The sequence below is a fragment of the Verrucomicrobia bacterium S94 genome, from assembly GCA_004299845.1.
Lineage (GTDB): Bacteria > Verrucomicrobiota > Kiritimatiellia > Kiritimatiellales > Pontiellaceae > Pontiella.
The window spans coordinates 953,042-972,176 of the sequence record CP036201.1 but is presented as its reverse complement, the minus strand read 5'-3'; the positions used below and the strand labels follow the sequence as shown (position 1 = coordinate 972,176).

Sequence of the window (19,135 nt, the reverse complement as noted above, 5' to 3'; positions counted from 1 at the left end):
TCCGAAATATAAATCATATCCAAACCCCGGCATTATCCTGACCATCAGCCAACATAAATAATGAATCACACAGACCGCACACAAAGCCCGTTTCATCTGAAAAAACATCTCATTCTTATTAAAGGGGAAGACCAGACCGAGCAGGTTATTCGGATTTCCCGTATGGACGACCGAATTCAGGTAACCTACCGTAGCGGTAAATCGTACCGGTATGCGGCGCAGAATGTCGAATATTTCACTGCAGCCCAAATAATTCCGATCAAAAACAAACGCGTCTCCATCAAAGGCCATCTAATCTACGATGTCAGCGAAATCCTGCGTTTTGGAGACTGGGCCAGAGTGTTTCGAGGCGATAACCGAAACAGGATCTTCCGTTTTAGCGACATCTCACTCAGCCCGATAACCGATAGTGCCGGCTTAAATACAGACCTGCTCTGCTATTATCGGGAACTTGCCGCTGAAAGCACATTAAAAACCGAAGAGGGAGAGGCATTACTGGCCCGGAAATTTCAGCACCTCAACGTCGTGAATAAAACCACTATTCTGGCCCGTTTTCTTAAAGGGAAATCTCCTCAGAATGAAATATTTTCTGAAGAGGATGCCGCCGGACTTATTTTCCCGTTCGGATGTAACCGGAGCCAGAAACTGGCGGTACAAAACGCCTTTAAAAATCCGGTGTCCGTAATCCAGGGTCCTCCGGGAACAGGAAAAACGCAGACCATTCTGAACCTGATTGCCAATCTGCTGATGCAGGAAAAAAGCGTGGCCATTGTTTCCAACAACAATGCCGCAACAGCAAATGTGCTGGAAAAACTGCAGCATGCAGGCCTCGATTTTATCGGCGCCTTTCTCGGCAGTTCCTGTAATAAGCAGGAATTTATAAACAACCAGCGCCACACACCCATATCACTTCCGAACCTGAAACAGGATGAAATCTCCACCATCCGGAAAGAAATCCGCACCTTAAACAGTACTTTGGATGAAGCCTTCGATAAAAAGAATAAACTGGCCGATGCGATCCGTCAGCGTGATGCCCTTGTATTGGAATTAAAGCACTTTGAACAGTATGAAAACGAGTGGTCCCATCAAACCGCCATGCAGGAAAAAGTATCCGTACTGATGAAAACCTCGTCAGACCGGTTGATGAAACACTGGATCGCCTGCGAACAGAACATTAAACAGACCAACCCACTATCAGAAAAATACAAACGCAATCGCACACCCATACGCTTTTTTGAGAAAATAAGTCTTTATTTCCAACTGGGCAGAGCCGCCCGCGCATTTTTCGATGTAGCGCCGAAAGACCGCATTACATTGTTGCAGAAAGCATATTATCTGAGAAAAACAGCTGAACTGGAACACCGGATAAATTCGCTTCAGCAGGATCTTGCCGACTTTCATTTCGAGGAAAAACTGAATCGACTCTCCACCATTTCAATGCAATTGCTGAAACACCACCTTTCCCGAAAATACCAAAACCGCGACCGTAAAATTTTCAAGGCGGACGATCTATGGAAAGCACCCGAAAAATTTCTAAAAGAATATCCGGTCGTTATGAGCACAACCTTCTCTGTGATCACATCCGTCAGAAACGGCTACCGGTTTAACTGCGTTATTGTGGATGAAGCAAGTCAGGTGGATCTGCTCAACGGTGCACTGACGATGAGCTGCGCCGAGCGGCTCGTAGTGGTCGGAGATCTCATGCAGCTTCCCCATGTTCTGAGTAATGAAAACAGAAAACGTGCGGAGGAAATCGGAAGATCCTATGCAGTCCCCGACTACGCCCGCTTTGAGAGACACAGCCTGTTATCTTCTGTTCTGAAAGCTTTTCCGGGCATTCCTGCAACCCTCCTGAGGGAACACTACCGCTGCCACCCCAGAATCATCCAGTTCTGCAACCAGAAATTCTATAACAACGAATTAATCATCATGACGGAGGATCGGGGCGAAGAGGATGTTTTAAAAGTCTATGTAACCGTTGAAGGCAATCACGCACGCGGCACAGTGAACCAGCGACAGATCGATGAAATCGCCACCCATGTTCTTCCTGAGCTCAAAGGAATTCCACCGGAAGATATCGGCATCGTTTCACCTTACCGGGCACAGACAGAACTGACCCGTACGGCAATCAGCTCATCCGGCATCGAAATTGATACCGTCCACAAATATCAGGGACGGGAAAAACCGGCCATGATCCTTACAACGGTTGCAAACCAGACTAATGCATTCATTGATGATCCCAACCTGCTGAATGTGGCTATTTCACGCGCACAGCAGAAACTCCGGCTGGTCACCTCGAAAAAGATCGCCGAAGACGAAGGAAATATCGCCGATTTCATTCGCTACATCCGGTACAATAACGGCGAAGTAATCCCCGGCAGAGTCCGTTCTGTCTTCGACCTTCTCTACCGGGATTACGCTGAAGCCAGAATGGCCCGGCTGCGCAGCAGAAGACGAATATCCACGTATGATTCAGAAAACCTCATTTATCACGAACTTCAGGAACTCCTCCAAAATTCATTCCGGGGGCATCGGGTGGCCTTTCAGGTCCCGTTATCAACCCTGTTGAAAAACACCGACTTCCTGACCGAAGAAGAAGCCGCTTATGCCCGGCATCCCTGGACACGATGTGATTTCCTGATTTACAGCGAAATTGATAAGCGTCCGATACTTGTTATTGAAGTGGATGGATATGCCTATCACCGAAAAGAAACCCGACAGTCGTACCGGGACACGCTGAAGAACTCCATACTGAAAAAAAGCGGTCTGCCTCTGCTCCGGTTATCCACCATCGGCAGCAATGAACAACAGCGCATTAAACAGAAGCTTCAGACACTTACCACCCGGATTTAAAAACACACCCGCGCGGTTTCCCGGACATTAAAATATCAGTTCAGAACGCCGCACGCAGACCATCAGTTGACTTTCAGCACTACCGCTGAAGAAGTGTTATATTTCCCGCCACGGAAAGCACAGAAAAGATATTCGGGTTTACCGTCTTTCATCAGCAGCTGCGGGCGTTCAAAGCGCCCCTCACGATCAAGCCCGTTGGGCGCTTCATCAAAATAGTGCGCAGCCTCTCTGTAGGCAATCTCCGGCTCACTCCAGTTGATTCCATCGTCGGAATGAATAATCAGCCCGTATTCGTGATTATAGAATCCCATATCACGCAGGATCATGTGATACCGGCCGTCCTCCCGCCAGACAAAGCCGTCCTCGCACTGCACCCGAATATCAATCGATGAATAATCAACAACAGGATTTCCTTCATATTTGATATACGGCCCGGTCAGATGCTCGGCCATTGCCACGCCATAACGCCGGTTACCTCCGGTTGGCAGTGTCGCATAGTCCCAGCCTTTATAATAAAGCCAGTAGCGCCCGTCTTCATGCTGCACAAAAGCCGGGTTGCTTGTCACCATATCATCCCAGGAACCGGGCGCACCGACATCAACCATCGGCCGGTCACCGACCCGTTCCCACGGGCCGTCAAGACTGTCCGCCACTGCCATACCCACACGTTTGGTCTCAACCAGCGCCTGAAAATACGGAGCATATTCATCGCCGTCCATTTCCATAATCTCTTCCAGCGTCACACCGAGACCGGCTCCGCTGGATCCCATGTAAAACATGACATACCGACCATCCACTTTGTAGACTGTCGGATTATGAATCGACCACGAATCCCAGGAATCATCCCGCTTTCCCTTCAGCACCGTTCCCAAATCGGTATATGGTCCTTCCGGAGAATCAGCCACCGCATGGCCTACTTCGCAGGCCGCAACCCAGCCGAGGTGATCGTAGGCATTGAGCCATTTCGAATAGAAAACGTGAACACGCCCCTCTTCGTCATAGATCGGCGAACAGCACCAGACATTGTAATCCGGATCTTCAAGAATCCGCCCAACCGGCTTCAGCTTTTTCGAAAATTCCGAATACTTCTCCTCCCGGTTAAACAACACTCCATCAGACATATCAGCTCTCTCCTGTACCTTAAAAAAACAGCCCCGCCAAACAGCGGGACCGGCAAAACGTATCTTTTAAAAAAGATAACCTACTGACCCCCGTAACGCTTATCCGATTTTCAGCACAACACCGGAAGAGGTGTTGTACTTCCCGCCGCGAAAAGCACAGAACAGATATTCCGGATGACCATCTTCACCCATCAGCAGCTGTGGCCGCTCAAAGCGCCCTTCACGATCAAGCCCGTTGGCCTCTTCATCAAAATATTCATGAGAATTACGGTATGCAATCTGCGGGTCCGACCAGTTCACGCCATCCTCAGATTCAAAATAGAGTCCGTATTCATGGTTCCAGTACCCCATGTCACGCATGATCATTTTGATCAGCCCGTCCTCCATCCAGATATAGGCATCTTCCGACTGCGCATTTTCACCGACATATTTCAGATTGATCATCGGACCGTCACCCTGTTTGACCCAGGGACCGTCGAGCGACTTCGCGATCGTCAGACCATACTGACGGTTCGTGTTCTCTCCGGTCCATGAGCCCAGTTCATTCGCCAGTTCGATATCCCGCTCCCAGTCCGCAATGCACCAGGTTTTATAGTAAAGACGCAGCTCATCATCGGATACCTGCAGAAAAGCCGGATTCGTCGTGCACATCGAATTCCAGGCTTTGGGATCCGGGTCCGGTTGAATAATCGGCTCCGGCGAGCGCTCCCACGGTCCATCCAGCGAATCCGCCGTAGCCATGCCCACCCGTTTGGTGTAGACTGTTCCGTCCGAAACACCGAGATAGAACAGTACATATTTATCGCCGACTTTATGAATCGTCGGGTTATGGCAGCTTCCTGCATCCCACCAGTCGCCGCCACGCGGTGCCAGAGCGACATCGACCGTTGTATATGGACCGGCAGGATCATCTGCGATGGCATGCGCAATTTCGCAACACGTCAACCAGCCTTCATGATCCGCCTCGTTTTTCCAGCGGGAATAGAAGACATGAACCTTCCCTTCCGGACCGTAGATCGGAGAACAGCCCCAGACATTATAGTCCGGATCTTCAAGAATCCGTCCGACGCCGGTCAGATTCCTGCAGAATTCCGATTCAACTTCCGGTTTTGTATTGATTTTGTTCGCCGTAGCGCTTGTCATGTTTATCCCCCCATTACAACATCAACGACAACGTCCCCACTCACGGTATTCGGGTCAATGATGTTTCCTTCAATCTCCACCCCGTTTACTTTCACGGACTTCACACCCTTCACAACACCGTCCGGATTGGTTACTGAAATCTTATAGGTGCTTCCGCGATACTCGCGGGTAACGGTATAAGACTTCCAGTCAGCAGGAATGCACGGATCAATTTCCAGCCCCCGGAGCCCCGGGCGCACACCGAGCAGATACTGTGTCCCAACCAGATCCATCCAGGCCGCGGTTCCGGTGACCTGTGTAACATTCGCCCAGCCATGACGCTTGTTTTCCGGACCAATAATGTTGGAAACGTAAGCATACGGTTCGGCTTCGTAGCGTTCGAGACCGATATTATTCAGCGCCGTATGCGGAATCATATCGCCGAAAATTTTCCAGGCGTCATCCGCACGGCCCAGCTTGGAAAGCGCAATAATCACCCACCCGTTGGCCTGACAGAAAACCGCGCCGTTCTCCGCACAGCCCGGATTGTATCCGGTGAACGGATCAGGATCGTGCGGATAGGTCTTGAAGCCCGGATAAACCAGACGCAGACCGAAATCCGTGGCGGTATACTTAATCGCATTGTCCATGGCGCTGTTGTTCTGTTCTTCGGAACCCACACCGGCCCAGACCGACCAGGACTGCGGATTGATAAAGATTTTACCGTATTCCGCCTTTTTGGTGCCGACAATATCACCTTCATCGGTATAGCCGCGCCGCCAGTATTCACCGTCCCACGCATGATCCTCAAGGTTCTTCACCATCCGGTCAAGACAGCCCTGCAGCCGGTCAAGATCCTCCTGCGGTTTCCCTGCCGCTTTTCCGATCTCGATCATCTGGCGCAGAATGATGACATACTGCTGTCCGCAGAAAATCGATTCTCCTTTACCGGCACGTGAGAAACGCAGAATGATGTCGTTCCAGTCTCCGTCAAACGTCAGCGGAAATCCTTTTTCACCAAGGTTGTTTTCCGTGAAATCCACTCCGCGCATCAGATGTTCCCAGACCGTGGCAGAACCGTATGTGGTCCAGTTGTCTTCCTCGGAAAGCCACGGCACTTCTTTTTCAAGCAGACTGTAATCGCCCGTTTCCGAAAGAATCGCATACACCACCATCGGCATCCACAAGTGGTCGTCCGCATGTTTAGAGTTTCCGCGCGACATCGCCGGCCCGTCTTCCGGATAGCAGGTATGCAGCGCGTGTCCATCTTCAAACTGCTGAGAAAGCAGATAGAGGCACATATCCGTAGCCCACTTCGGATCACGGTACGCCACTCCGATCATGTCGGTGGCTGTATCGCGGTAACCGAATCCCCGGTATCCCGGAGCATGCCAGGAAGTGGAACGGGAATAGCGACCGTTATGCACGGTCTGGATCGGGCTCCAGATATTGATCTGACGCTGAATATCCTTGTTCGGAATTTCACACTCAAATTTGCCCAGATGGTTTTCCCACCAGTTTTCCAGCGCCCGGAACTGGCCATCGATTTTCTCCAGAGACCGGAAGGTTTCCAGATCCCGTTTGATATTGGCCATCGTTTCTTTGTGCTTAATCAGTCCGCCCGGAGCAACACCAAGCGTGAACACCACCCGTTCGGTTTCGCCCGGCTTAACCGTAACCTTTACATGGCCGGCTGTGCAGGGATGCCCGCACTCAATAGTATCATTGCCGCAATGCCCTTTTTCAACGCCGATCGGATTCTGCTCCCAGCGGTACGGGCCCAGGAATTTTTCGCGGTCACCGGACCAGGAAGCCATTTTGCGGTCAGCCGCCATCCAGATCAGCGGCACGTCCTCCACAAACGGCTGAGGCGTATGCTGATACCGGTAAATGATGGTATCCATGTCTTCATCATAGAATGTCGTCACCTGACTCTGAATGTAATAGCCGTAGAACAGATCAGTGGTCCACTCCAGCTGTGCGAGGTCGGCATAAGCAAAGAGATCGAGTTCCTTTTCTTCGCCGGAATCGTTTTTAATTTCCAGATCATAACAGAGCGCATCCGTGTCCATGGCACAGAACAGCTTCAGCGTGGCCGTCACTCCGTTTTTAGTCCCGACAAATTTCGACCAGCCGGCGTGATGTTCGGCATACCAGTTATCGAGCGGAGTTTCGCACGGGCGGAACGTCGGCGACCAGGTGGTGCCGTCCTTTTCACGCACATAGGTGTAGAATCCAGGACCGTCCATCGGCACATTCTGATAGCGGTAATGCGTCATCCGGTAGGTAATCGGACTTTTCCACCACGCCAGACCACCCCCGGCCTGTGAGACAAAAGCATGCAGTCGGCCGTTTGAAAGGTAGTTGATCCATGGCGTCGGAAGATCGCTGCGATTGATGCGGATTGACTTTTCCTCGTCATTGAAAGAATACACGTTGTTATCGTTCATCTAAGTTCCCAATTATTCGTTATAAATTCGCTGGACAATACAACAAACCCCTGTCCATATTGACCACTTATGTTAATGTAAACATATTAGAGGTTATGCAGGATGAGCCGCAACTTGTCGATAGTTTTTTTAGCATTATGTTAAGCATAACAGACTGCTGATCAACGGAACCGGCACAGCGGCCTCCGGGAAGCCATTTTAAGCATATGGAGAGAAAATAATGAAACTGAATAAGACCGAACCGATTTCATCGGATTTTGAAAAGCGCCTGAAACCTGTCGGCCGCATTCTTGAAGACCCGGATTACAATGTCTGGGGATGCTCCCCGATCTGGGGCGACGACGGAAAAGTACACGTATTCTACAGCCGCTGGAAAAACGAAGCCGCTCATCAGGGCTGGATCACCTGCTGCGAAATCGCCCATGCCGTGGCCGATTCGCCGGAAAGTGAATTTGAAACCGTCGATGTGGCCGTTACGGGCCGCGGCGGCGACTGGTGGGACGCTATGACCTGTCACAATCCGACCATCCATAAAGTCGGCGACAAATATGTCCTGTTTTACATGGGTACGCAGGACGGCACCGTTTACACTAAACGGGTGGGCATGGCCACCTCTGATTCCCTCTACGGCCCGTGGGAACGCGTAGACAAACCGCTGATCGAACCCGATCCCGACCCCAATGCCTGGAACTCGGTCTGCACCACCAACCCGGCTTTCGTCCAGCATCCGAACGGCGAACTCTGGCTCTATTACAAATCCTGGCGCGCCACTGACTGGGAAAAAGACCTTGAAGGCGGACTCCGCGTGGCGACGGCGGATGTCGGCCGCCACACCAACCGACAGTACGGCCTCGCCAAAGCCACAAAACTGGAAGGCCCCTGGGAAAAAGTCGGCGACGGCCCCATCATCGACCTCAGCCACCTCGGTGAAAATGCACAGTCGGAAGATGCCTATATCTGGATCGAAGACGGCAAATTTAAAATGATCATGCGTGATATGGGCTACTGGAACCACGAATACGGTCTGATGTTTGAATCTGAAGACGGAATCAACTGGGGCGAACCGACTGTCGCGTTCTACGAAGGACGGAAATATCTGCCGGAACCGCCGAACGGCCTCGAACGCGAAGGCCGCTTTGAACGCACACAGGTACTGCTGAAGGACGGCAAACCGGATTATGTCTTCTTCGCTATGGTCGGCGGAAAATACAACACCTCCTCCGGTGCCGTACTGAAAGTCGACTGACCGCAGTTCGGAATATACCGGAAACCAAAAAGACCGGACGGGGAAACCCTATCCGGTCTTTTTGCACACTGAAGATTGTTAATTCCCCGGAGAGCGCGGTATACGGATGACAGAAACCGATATGTCCCCCGCGCCTCCAAGGCAGAAAATACAGATCAAAATCTGAGATTCGTACATGTTTTTAGTTTCGCGTTCCATTGACCCTTCGTGGTTTAACAACGCGCTGATTTTTACTGGAGCAGAGCTATGAGAGAAATTTTATCCATGAATCCCGGCTGGCGCTTTATCCAGCAGGATGTAAAAAAGCAGGGCTTTCAGGCCATCCATGAACGGTTCTATGAAAACCCTTCCTGGATCAAATCCGGCAACCACGGCCTTTCCGAAGTCGGCTATGACGATCTCGACTGGCAGACCGTCGACCTGCCCCACGATTTTCTGCAGGAAAATCCTTTCACACCCGATGCCGAAGTCGGCCACGGATCCATTCAGAAAGGTATCGCCTGGTACCGCAAAACCTTCTTTGTGCCGAAAGAAGACGAAGGCTGCCGCATCCATTTTGAATTCGACGGTATTTTCCGCGATTCCAGCGTCTGGATCAACGGCCACTTTATGCTGCGCCACCTCAGCGGCTACACCAGCTTTTCACTCGATGCCTCCGAAGTGCTCAATTACGGCAGAAACAATGTAATTGCGGTTCGCTGCGACGCCACTCTGCCCGAACTCTGGTCCTACGAAGGCGGCGGAATCTACCGCGATGTACGCATGGTTAAAACCCACCCGGTGCACGTACCCTACTCCGGCATCTTTGTGCATACCAAAGACAACCGCGTTAACATTGAAACCACGGTCCGTAACGATCTGGAAACCGATGCAGAAGTTTTCGTTCAGTCCACCATCATCAACGCCTCGGACCATGCAGAACAGGTCGATCAAACCGCCCTCACGGTTGAAACAGAGGAATCCCGAACGGCATTCCAGACACTTGAACTTTCCGACCCCCAAAAATGGAGCCCCGACAACCCGGTTCTTTACACCCTGATCAGCAGCATCAGCATCAATGGCGAAATCGTTGATGAAATACGTACCCCGTTCGGCGTGAAAGATATCCGTTTTGACGGGGAAAAAGGCTTTTTCCTCAATGGCGAACCGTTGAAAATCCGCGGAGTCTGCAATCATCAGGACCACGCCGGCGTCGGAACAGCTATCCCCGACGCACTGCAGGAATGGCGCATGCTGCAGATGAAAAAAATGGGGGCCAACGCGTTGCGTTGTGCGCATAACCCGCCCACTCCGGCCCTGCTCGACATCTGCGACCGCCTCGGCATTATGGTAATGGATGAAACGCGCCTCACCGGCTCTTCGCCTGAATTCCTCCAGCAGCTGGAGGATCTGATGAAGCGCGACCGCAACCATGCCTGCGTCATCATGTGGTCGCTCGGTAATGAAGAGATGAAGGTACAGTCTACCAACATCGGCGTGAAACAGCTGCGGAAAATGCAGAACCTGGTCCATAAACTCGATCCGTCCCGTCCGGCGGTCTATTCCATGAACTGCGACTGGCTCAGCATTGCCAAATTCCATGACAGCCAGAATTTCCACCTCGATGTCTTCGGCGCCAACTACAACATTACCGATCATGGAGTAGACGATACGCGCTATGACCAGTTTCACGAGCGCTACCCGAACTGGCCCCTCATCGGCAGCGAAACCGGCGGTTCATTTGCAACCCGCGGACTCTACGACATTGAATACTATGACGGAAAACCGATTGAGTTGAATGACTTCGGCCACGGTGGAATCTGCTGGGAAAACGAACACCTAAAAGGTGTAGCCAGTGCGTATAACAACGGCCTCACTCCGTGGGGATCCCCCATCGATAAAACCTGGAAAGCGTGTGCCAGCCGTGATTTCCTGGCCGCAACCTTCCTCTGGACCGGCTTCGACTATCGTGGTGAAACCTACCCCTTCGACTGGCCGGCAACCGTCACCCGGTTCGGCCTGATGGATCTGTGCGGCTTCCCGAAAGACGCCTATTTCTACTATAAAGCCTGGTGGAATTCGGAACCGCTGCTCCACCTCTTCCCGCACTGGAACTGGGCGGGTAAAGAGGGACAGCCTATTAAAGTCCGCGCCTATACCAACTGCGCGGAAGTGGAACTGATCCTCAACGGAAAAACACTGGAACGCAAAAGCGTGGAAACCAACGGCTATTTCGAAACGTTCGTGGAATACCGTCCCGGAAAACTTGAAGCAATCGGATACAGTGCGGAGGGCCGGGAGATTCTTCGAACCGCTAATGAAACCGTCGGCGTCCCGGCAGCCATCCGCCTGACAGCCGAGTCCGACGGCACTTTCGTGGTAAAAGCCGAAATTATCGATACCGACGGTCGTTTTGTTCCAACCGCCGACCATAAAATCCGGTACTCGGTTGAAGGCGACGCAAAGATTCTGGGAACCGGCAACGGCAACCCCACCAGCCACGAACCGCCGAAGAGCACCGAAAGCTCCGCTTTCTACGGACTCAGTCAGGCCATCGTGCAGATGACCGGCAAAAAAGCGGTGCTTCGGGCGGAAGCCGACGGACTCAAAACCGCAGAAATTGAACTGATTTCAAACCATTGGAAAAAACCGCCGCATGTCCCCGGTATCCTCGGGAAAGTCGACCCCATTGAAATTGCCTGGAATCCGGTAGACGGCATCCTTTAGTACCAACACAGGCAGACCGCCTGCCAAACGCAAAAGGAACGGTTAAATTGGGCAGAAAAAAATTCCATGGTGATCCGGCGCGATTTGATGTCCTCGCCGAATTTGTCTATGACCGGTTCGGAAGCAGTATTCAATATATTGCCGACGTGGCGGGCGGTCAGGGTATGCTGAGCCGCGTGCTGCGCAAGCAGTATAACTACAATGCTGAAGTGATCGACCCGCGCGGCTGGACCATGAAAGGCGTCCCGAACCGGGAGGCGGAATATCTTTCATCAATGGCGGATTATTATGACCTCATTATCGGCCTCCACTGCGATGAGGCCACCCGACCGGTGGCCGAATCCGCACTGATCCGACCGGTTCTGGTTATTCCCTGCTGTAATTTCTGGTCGAAAGAAAAACTGGGGCGCGATGAACTGGTGGAGGCCATCGAGAATTATTATGTCCGCCATCAGGTTTCTTTCGAGCGAATCACCTTTGATTTCAAGGGACCGAAAAATATTGGAATCCTTTCGTGTCCAACAAAGCAGTCGCAGAAACGTTTCAAAGCAAACAACTTTGAGATCGCTCACAATGACTAATTTTTTCTCCAATCTATGGAAGCTTCCGACCCTCGGCGTTTTTCTTACCGGCGCGGCCTTTGCGGAACCGCCGCCGGCCCTAAAGGCTTCATGTGGGTCGTGAATGAGGATTTCACCGATGAATTCAACGGAGACAGCCTCGATCGCGAAAAATGGTATGATCATCATCCGCGCTGGCGGGGACGTCCGCCGGCCCGGTTTATGCCGGAAAACGTATCGGTTAAAGACGGCATGCTTCAGCTGACCAATGGAACACTGGATGAACCGATTACGGAGCGCAGACAGACGTTCACGCTGGGTGGCGCAGCGGTTGTTTCCAGAAAAACAGAAGCCTATTTCGGTTATTATGAATGCCGACTGCGTGCTTCGAGCATCTCCATGTCGTCCACATTCTGGATGAGTAATTCGGGACAGCATTATCCGGGCGTCGGAAGAATCGCCCAGGAACTGGATATTCTTGAAACCGTCGGCGGATCCAAGCGCAACGATAAGTTTGCGCATTATATGAATTCCAACACCCACGTCTGGCATGGCGGTGAAAGCCGGAACGTCGGGAACAAGGCCAGACTGCCTACCAAATCCGATGAGGATTTTTATATCTACGGATGCTGGTGGGAAAATGCGAGCAAGTGCCATTTCTATCTGAACAACGAACACGTCGGCACTGTGGAATTCGACACCTCGCTGGTCGACGAACCGTTCCGTCACCCAATGCATATCAATATGGTAACGGAAACCTATGACTGGGAAACCCCGCCGACCCCCGAGGAAGTTAATGATCCCGAACGCAACACCACCTATATCGACTGGGTGCGCGCCTATGTTCTCGTTCCAACCGACGGCTCACTGGCCGACTGGCAGCTGAAAAAACTTCGGGAACATCCGCGCGAATGGAAATCCGCCAACGGAAAAAGCGCCACCATAGCCAGATTGGTCAAAGCAAAACACGGCTATGCCTATCTGGAAAAAAAAGGCGGGAAAGAAATCCGGGTTCCGATCAAACTGCTCTGTAAAGAGGATCGTGAACTGCTCGAAAAAGTCATGGCCTCAAATTAACCGGTGAATCGTATAAATTCCTGAAAACCGTCAACGTTTTCAGGTGGATTTCCTCCACCCGTTCACTGATCATCCATGCTCACTTTTGAACATTGGAGATATAAATTATGGCTGACCCGATACCTGATCAGAACAACATCAAACTGGTGACCGACGAGGGCCGAGGCGAGCAGCGCCTGAGCATTGAAAAACTGCAGGAGTTCATGCAGTGGAAATACGGCATGTTTATCCACTGGGGCATGTCGACCTTCGACGGACTCGAACTCAGCGCCTGCGAACCGATTGAAACCTATAACCCTACCGATCTGAACGTGGATGAATGGATTTCCGTAGCACGCGATGCAGGCATGCAGTATGCCGTACTGACCACCAAACATGTAGCCGGACACGCACTCTGGCCCAGCGCCTATGGCGACTATTCGGTCAAAAACAGCAGAAACACCACCGATGTCGTTGGCGAATACGTCACCGCCTGCCGCGAAAAAGGCCTCAAAGTCGGCTTCTACTATTGTGCATGGGATAACACCAACCTGTTCGGCATGCCGGTTACCAAAGACTGGAACGAATATGCCCTGGGCATGACCACCACCAATGATGCCTTCCGCGAATTCATGTGGAACCAGTGCGATGAACTGATCGACACCTATAACCCCGATTATTTCTGGGTGGATATGCCGAAGGTACTGCCGCTCGATAAACGCATTGAATTTTACGAACACGTTACCGAGCGTAAGCCGGAAATGTTCTTTGCCTACAATCACTCCTGCCAGAACGGAACAACCTTCGACCCCACCTTTGCCTGGCCTTCAGACATCATGACCCTGGAACGCAACTTCCCTAATGCCTACAACGGCCATGCTAAAAAGGATTATTTCCAGTGGAAGGAAATTCTCGGCAAAAACTATTATATTCCGGGAGAAACCAACGACACCATCGGTCGCGAATGGTTCTACGCGGAAGACGACGCCGTCCGTTCCGACAAAGACCTGCTCGGTATGTACATGAGTACCACCGGCCGGGGCGTCAACTTCCTGCTCAACTGCCCGCCCGACAAACGCGGCCGTATGCCGCAGCGCTGGATCGATGCCCTGATGCGCCTGCGCAAAAACATCGATCTCGTCGGACTGGATTAAATTCTTTCGGATGCTGAATGAGTCAAAAGGTCAGCCGAACACCGGTTGACCTTTTTTTATGCATACGTATGCTGATGCATCATGAAATCAATTCTCCTTTTTGCACTGCTGACCATTTCGCTCCCGGCCTTCCCGGCGGAGCGCCCTAATCTGCTGTTTATCATGCTCGACGATCTCGGCGTGGGCCACTGTCAGTTCTACAACGATGATTTGACGGTCGATCAGTTTGATCTCTACTTTAAAGAACGCGTTGCCCGGACCCAGGAATACACCCCCGAACAGGCACTTGAATTTTCAAAAAAAGCAATGCCCACACTGACGAAACTGGCCCGAAGCGGAGCCTTTTTCTCCCACGCCTATGCCGCCAGCAGCCTTTGCGCCCGTCCCGTCTGGCCATTGCCACCGGAAAAATCCCACCGGATGCCGGTGTGTATACCAATATGGATGTCGAAAGCGGCGGAATTAAACCGGGTGAACACCTTGCCCATATACTGCACGAAGCCGGTTATGCCACTGCACATATCGGAAAGTGGCATGTAGGCAAACGGGATCAGCAGGTCATTCAGGATGTTTTAGCGGAACATGGAATCACTGAAACCATCTGGTGGGGACAACTGAATCAAAAATATCCCGAAATCTGGAACGAAGCCTGGGAGGCCGGCTATTACGGCTCCGTAGTTCCCGCCCAGAATCCGTTGAATAACGGATTTGACTACTATTACGGCTATAACAATTGGGCCAGTCAGTTCTATGATTCACCGCTGGTCTGGGAAAATTTTGAACATGCCGGACGACAAAGTGGCTACAACACGGAAGTCTTTACCGACAAAGCACTCGCCTTCATCAAAGAGCGGAAAAACAAACCCTTTTATGTCCAGCTGCATTATCATGCAGTGCATGACTACCTTGAACCCAATGCCCCGAAAAAATACTGGAAGGGGTTCAACTCCCCCTCCTATAACCTTTCCAATTTTTATGCCCACCTCTATGCAGTAGACCAGAATATAAAGCGCATCCTTGATTATCTGGCATCAACCGGACGGCTGGAAAACACCCTGATAGCCTTTACCTCCGATAACGGAGCCATGTCCGGCGAAGCCAGCGTACTGCCGGGCAACGCCCCCTACTCCGGCCACAAAGGAATGTTCTGTCAGGGCGGTATACGGGTGCCCCTGCTCTTCTACTGGCCGAAAGGTATTCCGCCGCAAGGCCGACTGGACCAGCTCGCTTCCAGCATGGATATTATTCCGACCTTTATTTCCGCCGCCGGCCTGAATCCTCCGGAAAATATCGATGCCAAAAGCCTCCTGAATATTCTTTCAGGAAAAGATGACACAGAAGTTCATGACCGGCTGATCTGGGCCGGTATTCACGCCCACGCCTGGGGCTTTAACCGCCATCGTTCCATGGTCGGAAAAAATGAAGAGCGGAACAAAGCCCCCGGCGGATGGGCCATACTGCAGGGCGATCATGTACTGCGCTTCACCGGCACAATCGAGGCCGGCGTGTATAAAGATCAACCCGACGGCGGTCCGGCCAGCCTCGAGCTGTTCAACGTCCGGAAGGACCCGGCCGAAACCCGTAACCTGATCGATCAGAACCCCGAACTGGCCGAAACCCTAAAGGCGGAATATATAAAGCGCGCAGCCCATTTCCCCCGGCCCGTTGTATGGAACAAGGAGAAATGGGAAGAGCTGGTCCCATAACGATCCCCTTCATTTTTATCGGTTCCGCGTGGATTTTTGTAGTGAACATTTTCAGCCGCATAACATAACACGCAGCATCTATGCGAAAGACATTGTCACCCGCGTAAACAGCGTTTCAGGAAGTTCCGACTCATACCATTTACTAAAACATTCCGTTATAAACTCCGTCTACGAAACGTTTGCTTAAGAATGCCTCCTGCCATCGCCTACGAGGCCTAGTGCATGTGAAGAATCTTCCCAGTATGGCTTTAATGCCTCTGAGATTTTCCCTTCTACCGGATCGAGTGTTTCGAAAATCCGGTTGCACTAATCAGAATCACTTCTGCGCCATCTTGAAGCGAAAAACAGGAGTATCCCCCTGCATGCAGGGATGATCAGAGCGAGCTTATTTCACAGGCTGATCCCATAAACGGCAGGGATCTCGATGTTGCTTCATCTGCTCCATAAGCAAAGCCTCCATTCGCGCCCAAGCTCATTTCAGATGATTCCTTCATCCCGTTTTTTTCCAAACGCCTGAAACGCGTTCTTCGTCGCGCAGGTTTTCGTGGCCATGATGGAAAGGATGCGCCGGAAGATAGTTTACGCTCCGCATCACCTGGGCCTGCGAACTCCTGAAAAACAGCGGCCTATAGGTCGATATAATTACCCACCGTACCGAATTTGTGGATCGCTATCATGGATAGCTAACTGAACGAGACCGTTATTTAACCGGTACAAGTCGAACGCCCTGGAACTTAAACCCTTTCCAGGGTTTGGAAGCGTCGGGCTAGAGGGCAAACTGTTTTTTTTCCGGCAGTTGAAAATTCAACATGGCCTGCATGAATATGCTGGGCCGCTCTTTGTTTTTTACGTCTTCAATGGTCAGTTGCATGGTGTTGTCACCCAGCGTCAGTGCAAACCGGCCGCCAACGGTGGTGTTTGCTTTCGGATCAAATACCGCGCCGGTGTGTTCAGAAAGTGTGCTCCCGTCTTTGGCGGCCTGTGATGCATAGACCAGTTGAACTTTATATTTACCGGGTTTATTCAGGATAAACTCGCCGGTCAGATAGTCTTCCGGTTCCACCAGTCATGCATGAACAAGCGGTTATTGATTCCCTGATAGTTGGGATAGGCGGTTTTGCCATGGACCTGCATCGACCAGATGTCAAACTGCACTACGCCTCCGGAGAATTGATGCGGCGTGGTATCGACGCTCAACATCCAGTTCGGTCAGGAAGTCATACTTAAGCCCCGGCTGCTCCGGAACAACATCGCTGCCCAGACCGGCTTCACCGACCGCTTCCACTTTTCCAAGGTCTTTAAACAATGGATAGGCGTACCTCCCGCCACCTACCGTCAACAGGAATCTTAAAATAAAAACAGATCAGAATTCATCACCACGAAGAAAAGAAGAGCGCGAAAAAGTTACTATACTTTCCTTTGTGATCTCCGTGCGTTCGTGGTTAAAACGAACTATCAATCATCCCAGTGCTGATCAATGATCTCCTGAATATGGGGGTAGTCGGCATCGGTTTCATTCAGCTCCGAACGGAGTGTCTTCAGCTTTTCTTTCAGCTTTTTCCTGATTTCAGCATACTCAGGATTATCGTAGACATTGTTCATCTCTTTCGGATCCTTCTTGAGATCATAAAGCTCCCACGCTGCCGGCGTACGCCATTCAGAACGTGTTCCCCAGTCTTTCCGACCATTGGGATACACATCGGCTCCGTAGAAAAAGATCAGCTTATAGCGCCTGGTACGCACGCCGAAATGGGCCGGATTCGCATGTTTATGCGCCATATGCATCCAATAGCGGTAATACGTCGCATCGCGCCAGTCGTCCGGCTCAACCCCGGTTTCAACGATAGATCTAAAAGAACGCCCCTGCATATAATCCGGCGTTTTAACTCCGGCATACTCCAGCATCGTCGGAGCAAAGTCGGTATTGTTGATCAGCGAATCAACTACCGTGCCCGGCTTAATGGTTTCAGGATAACGCATAATAAACGGCATACGCATGCCCTCTTCATACATCCAGCGCTTATCAATATAGTCGTGCTCACCCAGGAAAAATCCCTGGTCGCCGGTATAGAAAATCACCGTATTATCCCACAGATCGTTTTTCTTCAGATAATCAAACAGCCGCTTGAGGTTGTCATCCACCCCTTTCACACAGCGAAGATAGCGTTTGAGATAGGCCTGATACGCCTGATGTGTATATTCCTGATCCGGCAGATCCGGATCAATTTCCATGTGCATCCCCATATTACGGATCGTATTCCGCTTGGAAACCGAAGAGCCGATATCATGAATCAGCGAATCATCCTTCCCCCGCGTAGCCACGGATCCATGATTCCCCGGATCATACAGACTCTCCGGCTCAGGAATGGTTTCATCCTCCAGCCAGGAATCATAACGCGGCGCATTTTCAAACAGATCATGCGGTGCTTTATAGTGGTGCATCAGGAAAAACGGTTGCTCTTTGTTCCAGCCATTAGACAGCCAGTCGAGCGAAATATCCGTGATCACGTCGGAGCTGTGTCCTTTATGTTTCACAGTCTTAATTCCCGGAGCCTTATGCTTTCCGAACTTCATTCCGGTCTCAATAAACTCCGGATCAAAATAGGTTCCCTGCTGACCTGCCGCCACCAGCACTTTGTAATAATCAAACGCCGCCGGCTCTTCCTTCAGGTGCCACTTCCCGATCATGGCGGTATGATAACCGGCCTTTTTCATTTCGATTGCCAGATACTGCCGCTCCGGCGGAAGCGCTCCAGCCAGATCCAGCACCCCGTTGGTCTGCGAATACTGGCCGGTCATAATGCAGGCACGGCTTGGCGTACAAATGGCATTGGTGCAGAATACCGAATCGAACCGCGCCCCCTCTTTGGCCAGCTGATCAATATTCGGCGTCGGGTTGAATCTGGCCAGCCGCGACCCGTAACAGCCGACCCCCTGAGTCGTGTGATCGTCTGACATAATAAACAGAATATTGGGCTTTTTCTTCGTTGCACTGACCGCCGTTGCTTTCGATGCCAACAGGCCGCTAATTACCGCCGATTTTGTAAAAATCCTTCTGTTCATCATGTGTCCAATCCTCAGGTTAAGGTTCGTATGTTACTGTAAACATATATTTGACTTTCACAGGTCGAAACAAGACATTAATGCGTTTTGAATCGTTC

Annotated in this window: 14 protein-coding genes; 9 read left to right on the top strand and 5 right to left on the bottom strand. The window is 51.3% G+C overall.

Translation table 11 applies throughout. The annotated features are described in order from the left end of the window. The first annotated feature begins 60 nt into the window (after positions 1-60). Positions 61-2,853 (top strand): DUF2726 domain-containing protein, encoded by a 2,793-nt coding sequence (locus tag EGM51_04210; GenBank protein QBG46638.1) that lies wholly within the window; start codon positions 61-63, stop codon positions 2,851-2,853. A 62-nt stretch (positions 2,854-2,915) separates the two neighbouring features. Here EGM51_04210 and EGM51_04205 read toward each other — a convergent pair whose 3' ends face one another. The 3 genes from EGM51_04205 to EGM51_04195 all read right to left on the bottom strand — a co-directional run bounded on the left by EGM51_04205 (position 2,916) and on the right by EGM51_04195 (position 7,546). Further along, on the bottom strand, positions 2,916-3,974 hold the full coding sequence (locus EGM51_04205) for a glycosyl hydrolase family 43 (GenBank protein QBG46637.1): 1,059 nt from the start codon (positions 3,972-3,974) through the stop codon (positions 2,916-2,918). A gap of 99 nt (positions 3,975-4,073) precedes the next feature. After that, complete coding sequence (locus EGM51_04200) at positions 4,074-5,117, bottom strand: glycosyl hydrolase family 43 (GenBank protein ID QBG46636.1); 1,044 nt, start codon at positions 5,115-5,117, stop codon at positions 4,074-4,076. A 2-nt stretch (positions 5,118-5,119) separates the two neighbouring features. Then, positions 5,120-7,546, bottom strand: coding sequence for a hypothetical protein (locus tag EGM51_04195; protein ID QBG46635.1), 2,427 nt, complete (start codon positions 7,544-7,546; stop codon positions 5,120-5,122). A gap of 220 nt (positions 7,547-7,766) precedes the next feature. Between EGM51_04195 and EGM51_04190 the strand changes: the two genes are divergently transcribed. The 7 genes from EGM51_04190 (at position 7,767) to EGM51_04160 (ending at position 15,974) form a co-directional block, all read left to right on the top strand. Beyond that, on the top strand, positions 7,767-8,792 hold the full coding sequence (locus tag EGM51_04190; GenBank protein ID QBG46634.1) for a glycosyl hydrolase family 43: 1,026 nt from the start codon (positions 7,767-7,769) through the stop codon (positions 8,790-8,792). Between the two features lie 246 nt (positions 8,793-9,038). Further along, the gene (locus tag EGM51_04185; protein QBG46633.1) at positions 9,039-11,498 is read left to right on the top strand and encodes a glycoside hydrolase family 2 protein; all 2,460 of its coding nucleotides are present in this window, start codon (positions 9,039-9,041) and stop codon (positions 11,496-11,498) included. A gap of 20 nt (positions 11,499-11,518) precedes the next feature. Next, complete coding sequence (locus EGM51_04180) at positions 11,519-12,079, top strand: hypothetical protein (protein ID QBG46632.1); 561 nt, start codon at positions 11,519-11,521, stop codon at positions 12,077-12,079. 15 nt (positions 12,080-12,094) lie between these two features. Then, entirely contained in the window at positions 12,095-13,135 is a 1,041-nt protein-coding gene (locus EGM51_04175; GenBank protein ID QBG46631.1) for a beta-porphyranase B, read from the top strand. A 107-nt stretch (positions 13,136-13,242) separates the two neighbouring features. Further along, the gene (locus EGM51_04170) at positions 13,243-14,268 is read left to right on the top strand and encodes a hypothetical protein (protein ID QBG46630.1); all 1,026 of its coding nucleotides are present in this window, start codon (positions 13,243-13,245) and stop codon (positions 14,266-14,268) included. Between the two features lie 81 nt (positions 14,269-14,349). Beyond that, positions 14,350-14,808, top strand: coding sequence for a hypothetical protein (locus EGM51_04165; protein QBG46629.1), 459 nt, complete (start codon positions 14,350-14,352; stop codon positions 14,806-14,808). Next, on the top strand, positions 14,559-15,974 hold the full coding sequence (locus EGM51_04160) for a hypothetical protein (GenBank protein QBG46628.1): 1,416 nt from the start codon (positions 14,559-14,561) through the stop codon (positions 15,972-15,974). The genes EGM51_04165 and EGM51_04160 overlap by 250 nt, the downstream gene beginning before the upstream one ends. 766 nt (positions 15,975-16,740) lie before the next feature. On the opposite strand, the gene EGM51_04155 is transcribed toward EGM51_04160, so the two are convergent. After that, positions 16,741-17,037, bottom strand: a complete 297-nt coding sequence (locus EGM51_04155) for a hypothetical protein (GenBank protein ID QBG46627.1) — start codon at positions 17,035-17,037, stop codon at positions 16,741-16,743. A gap of 117 nt (positions 17,038-17,154) precedes the next feature. On the opposite strand from EGM51_04155, the gene EGM51_04150 reads away from it, so the two are divergent. Next, positions 17,155-17,325 (top strand): AraC family transcriptional regulator, encoded by a 171-nt coding sequence (locus EGM51_04150; protein ID QBG46626.1) that lies wholly within the window; start codon positions 17,155-17,157, stop codon positions 17,323-17,325. Positions 17,326-17,429: 104 nt separating this feature from the next. Here EGM51_04150 and EGM51_04145 read toward each other — a convergent pair whose 3' ends face one another. After that, positions 17,430-19,037, bottom strand: coding sequence for a DUF4976 domain-containing protein (locus tag EGM51_04145; protein ID QBG49239.1), 1,608 nt, complete (start codon positions 19,035-19,037; stop codon positions 17,430-17,432). Positions 19,038-19,135: the final 98 nt, after the last annotated feature.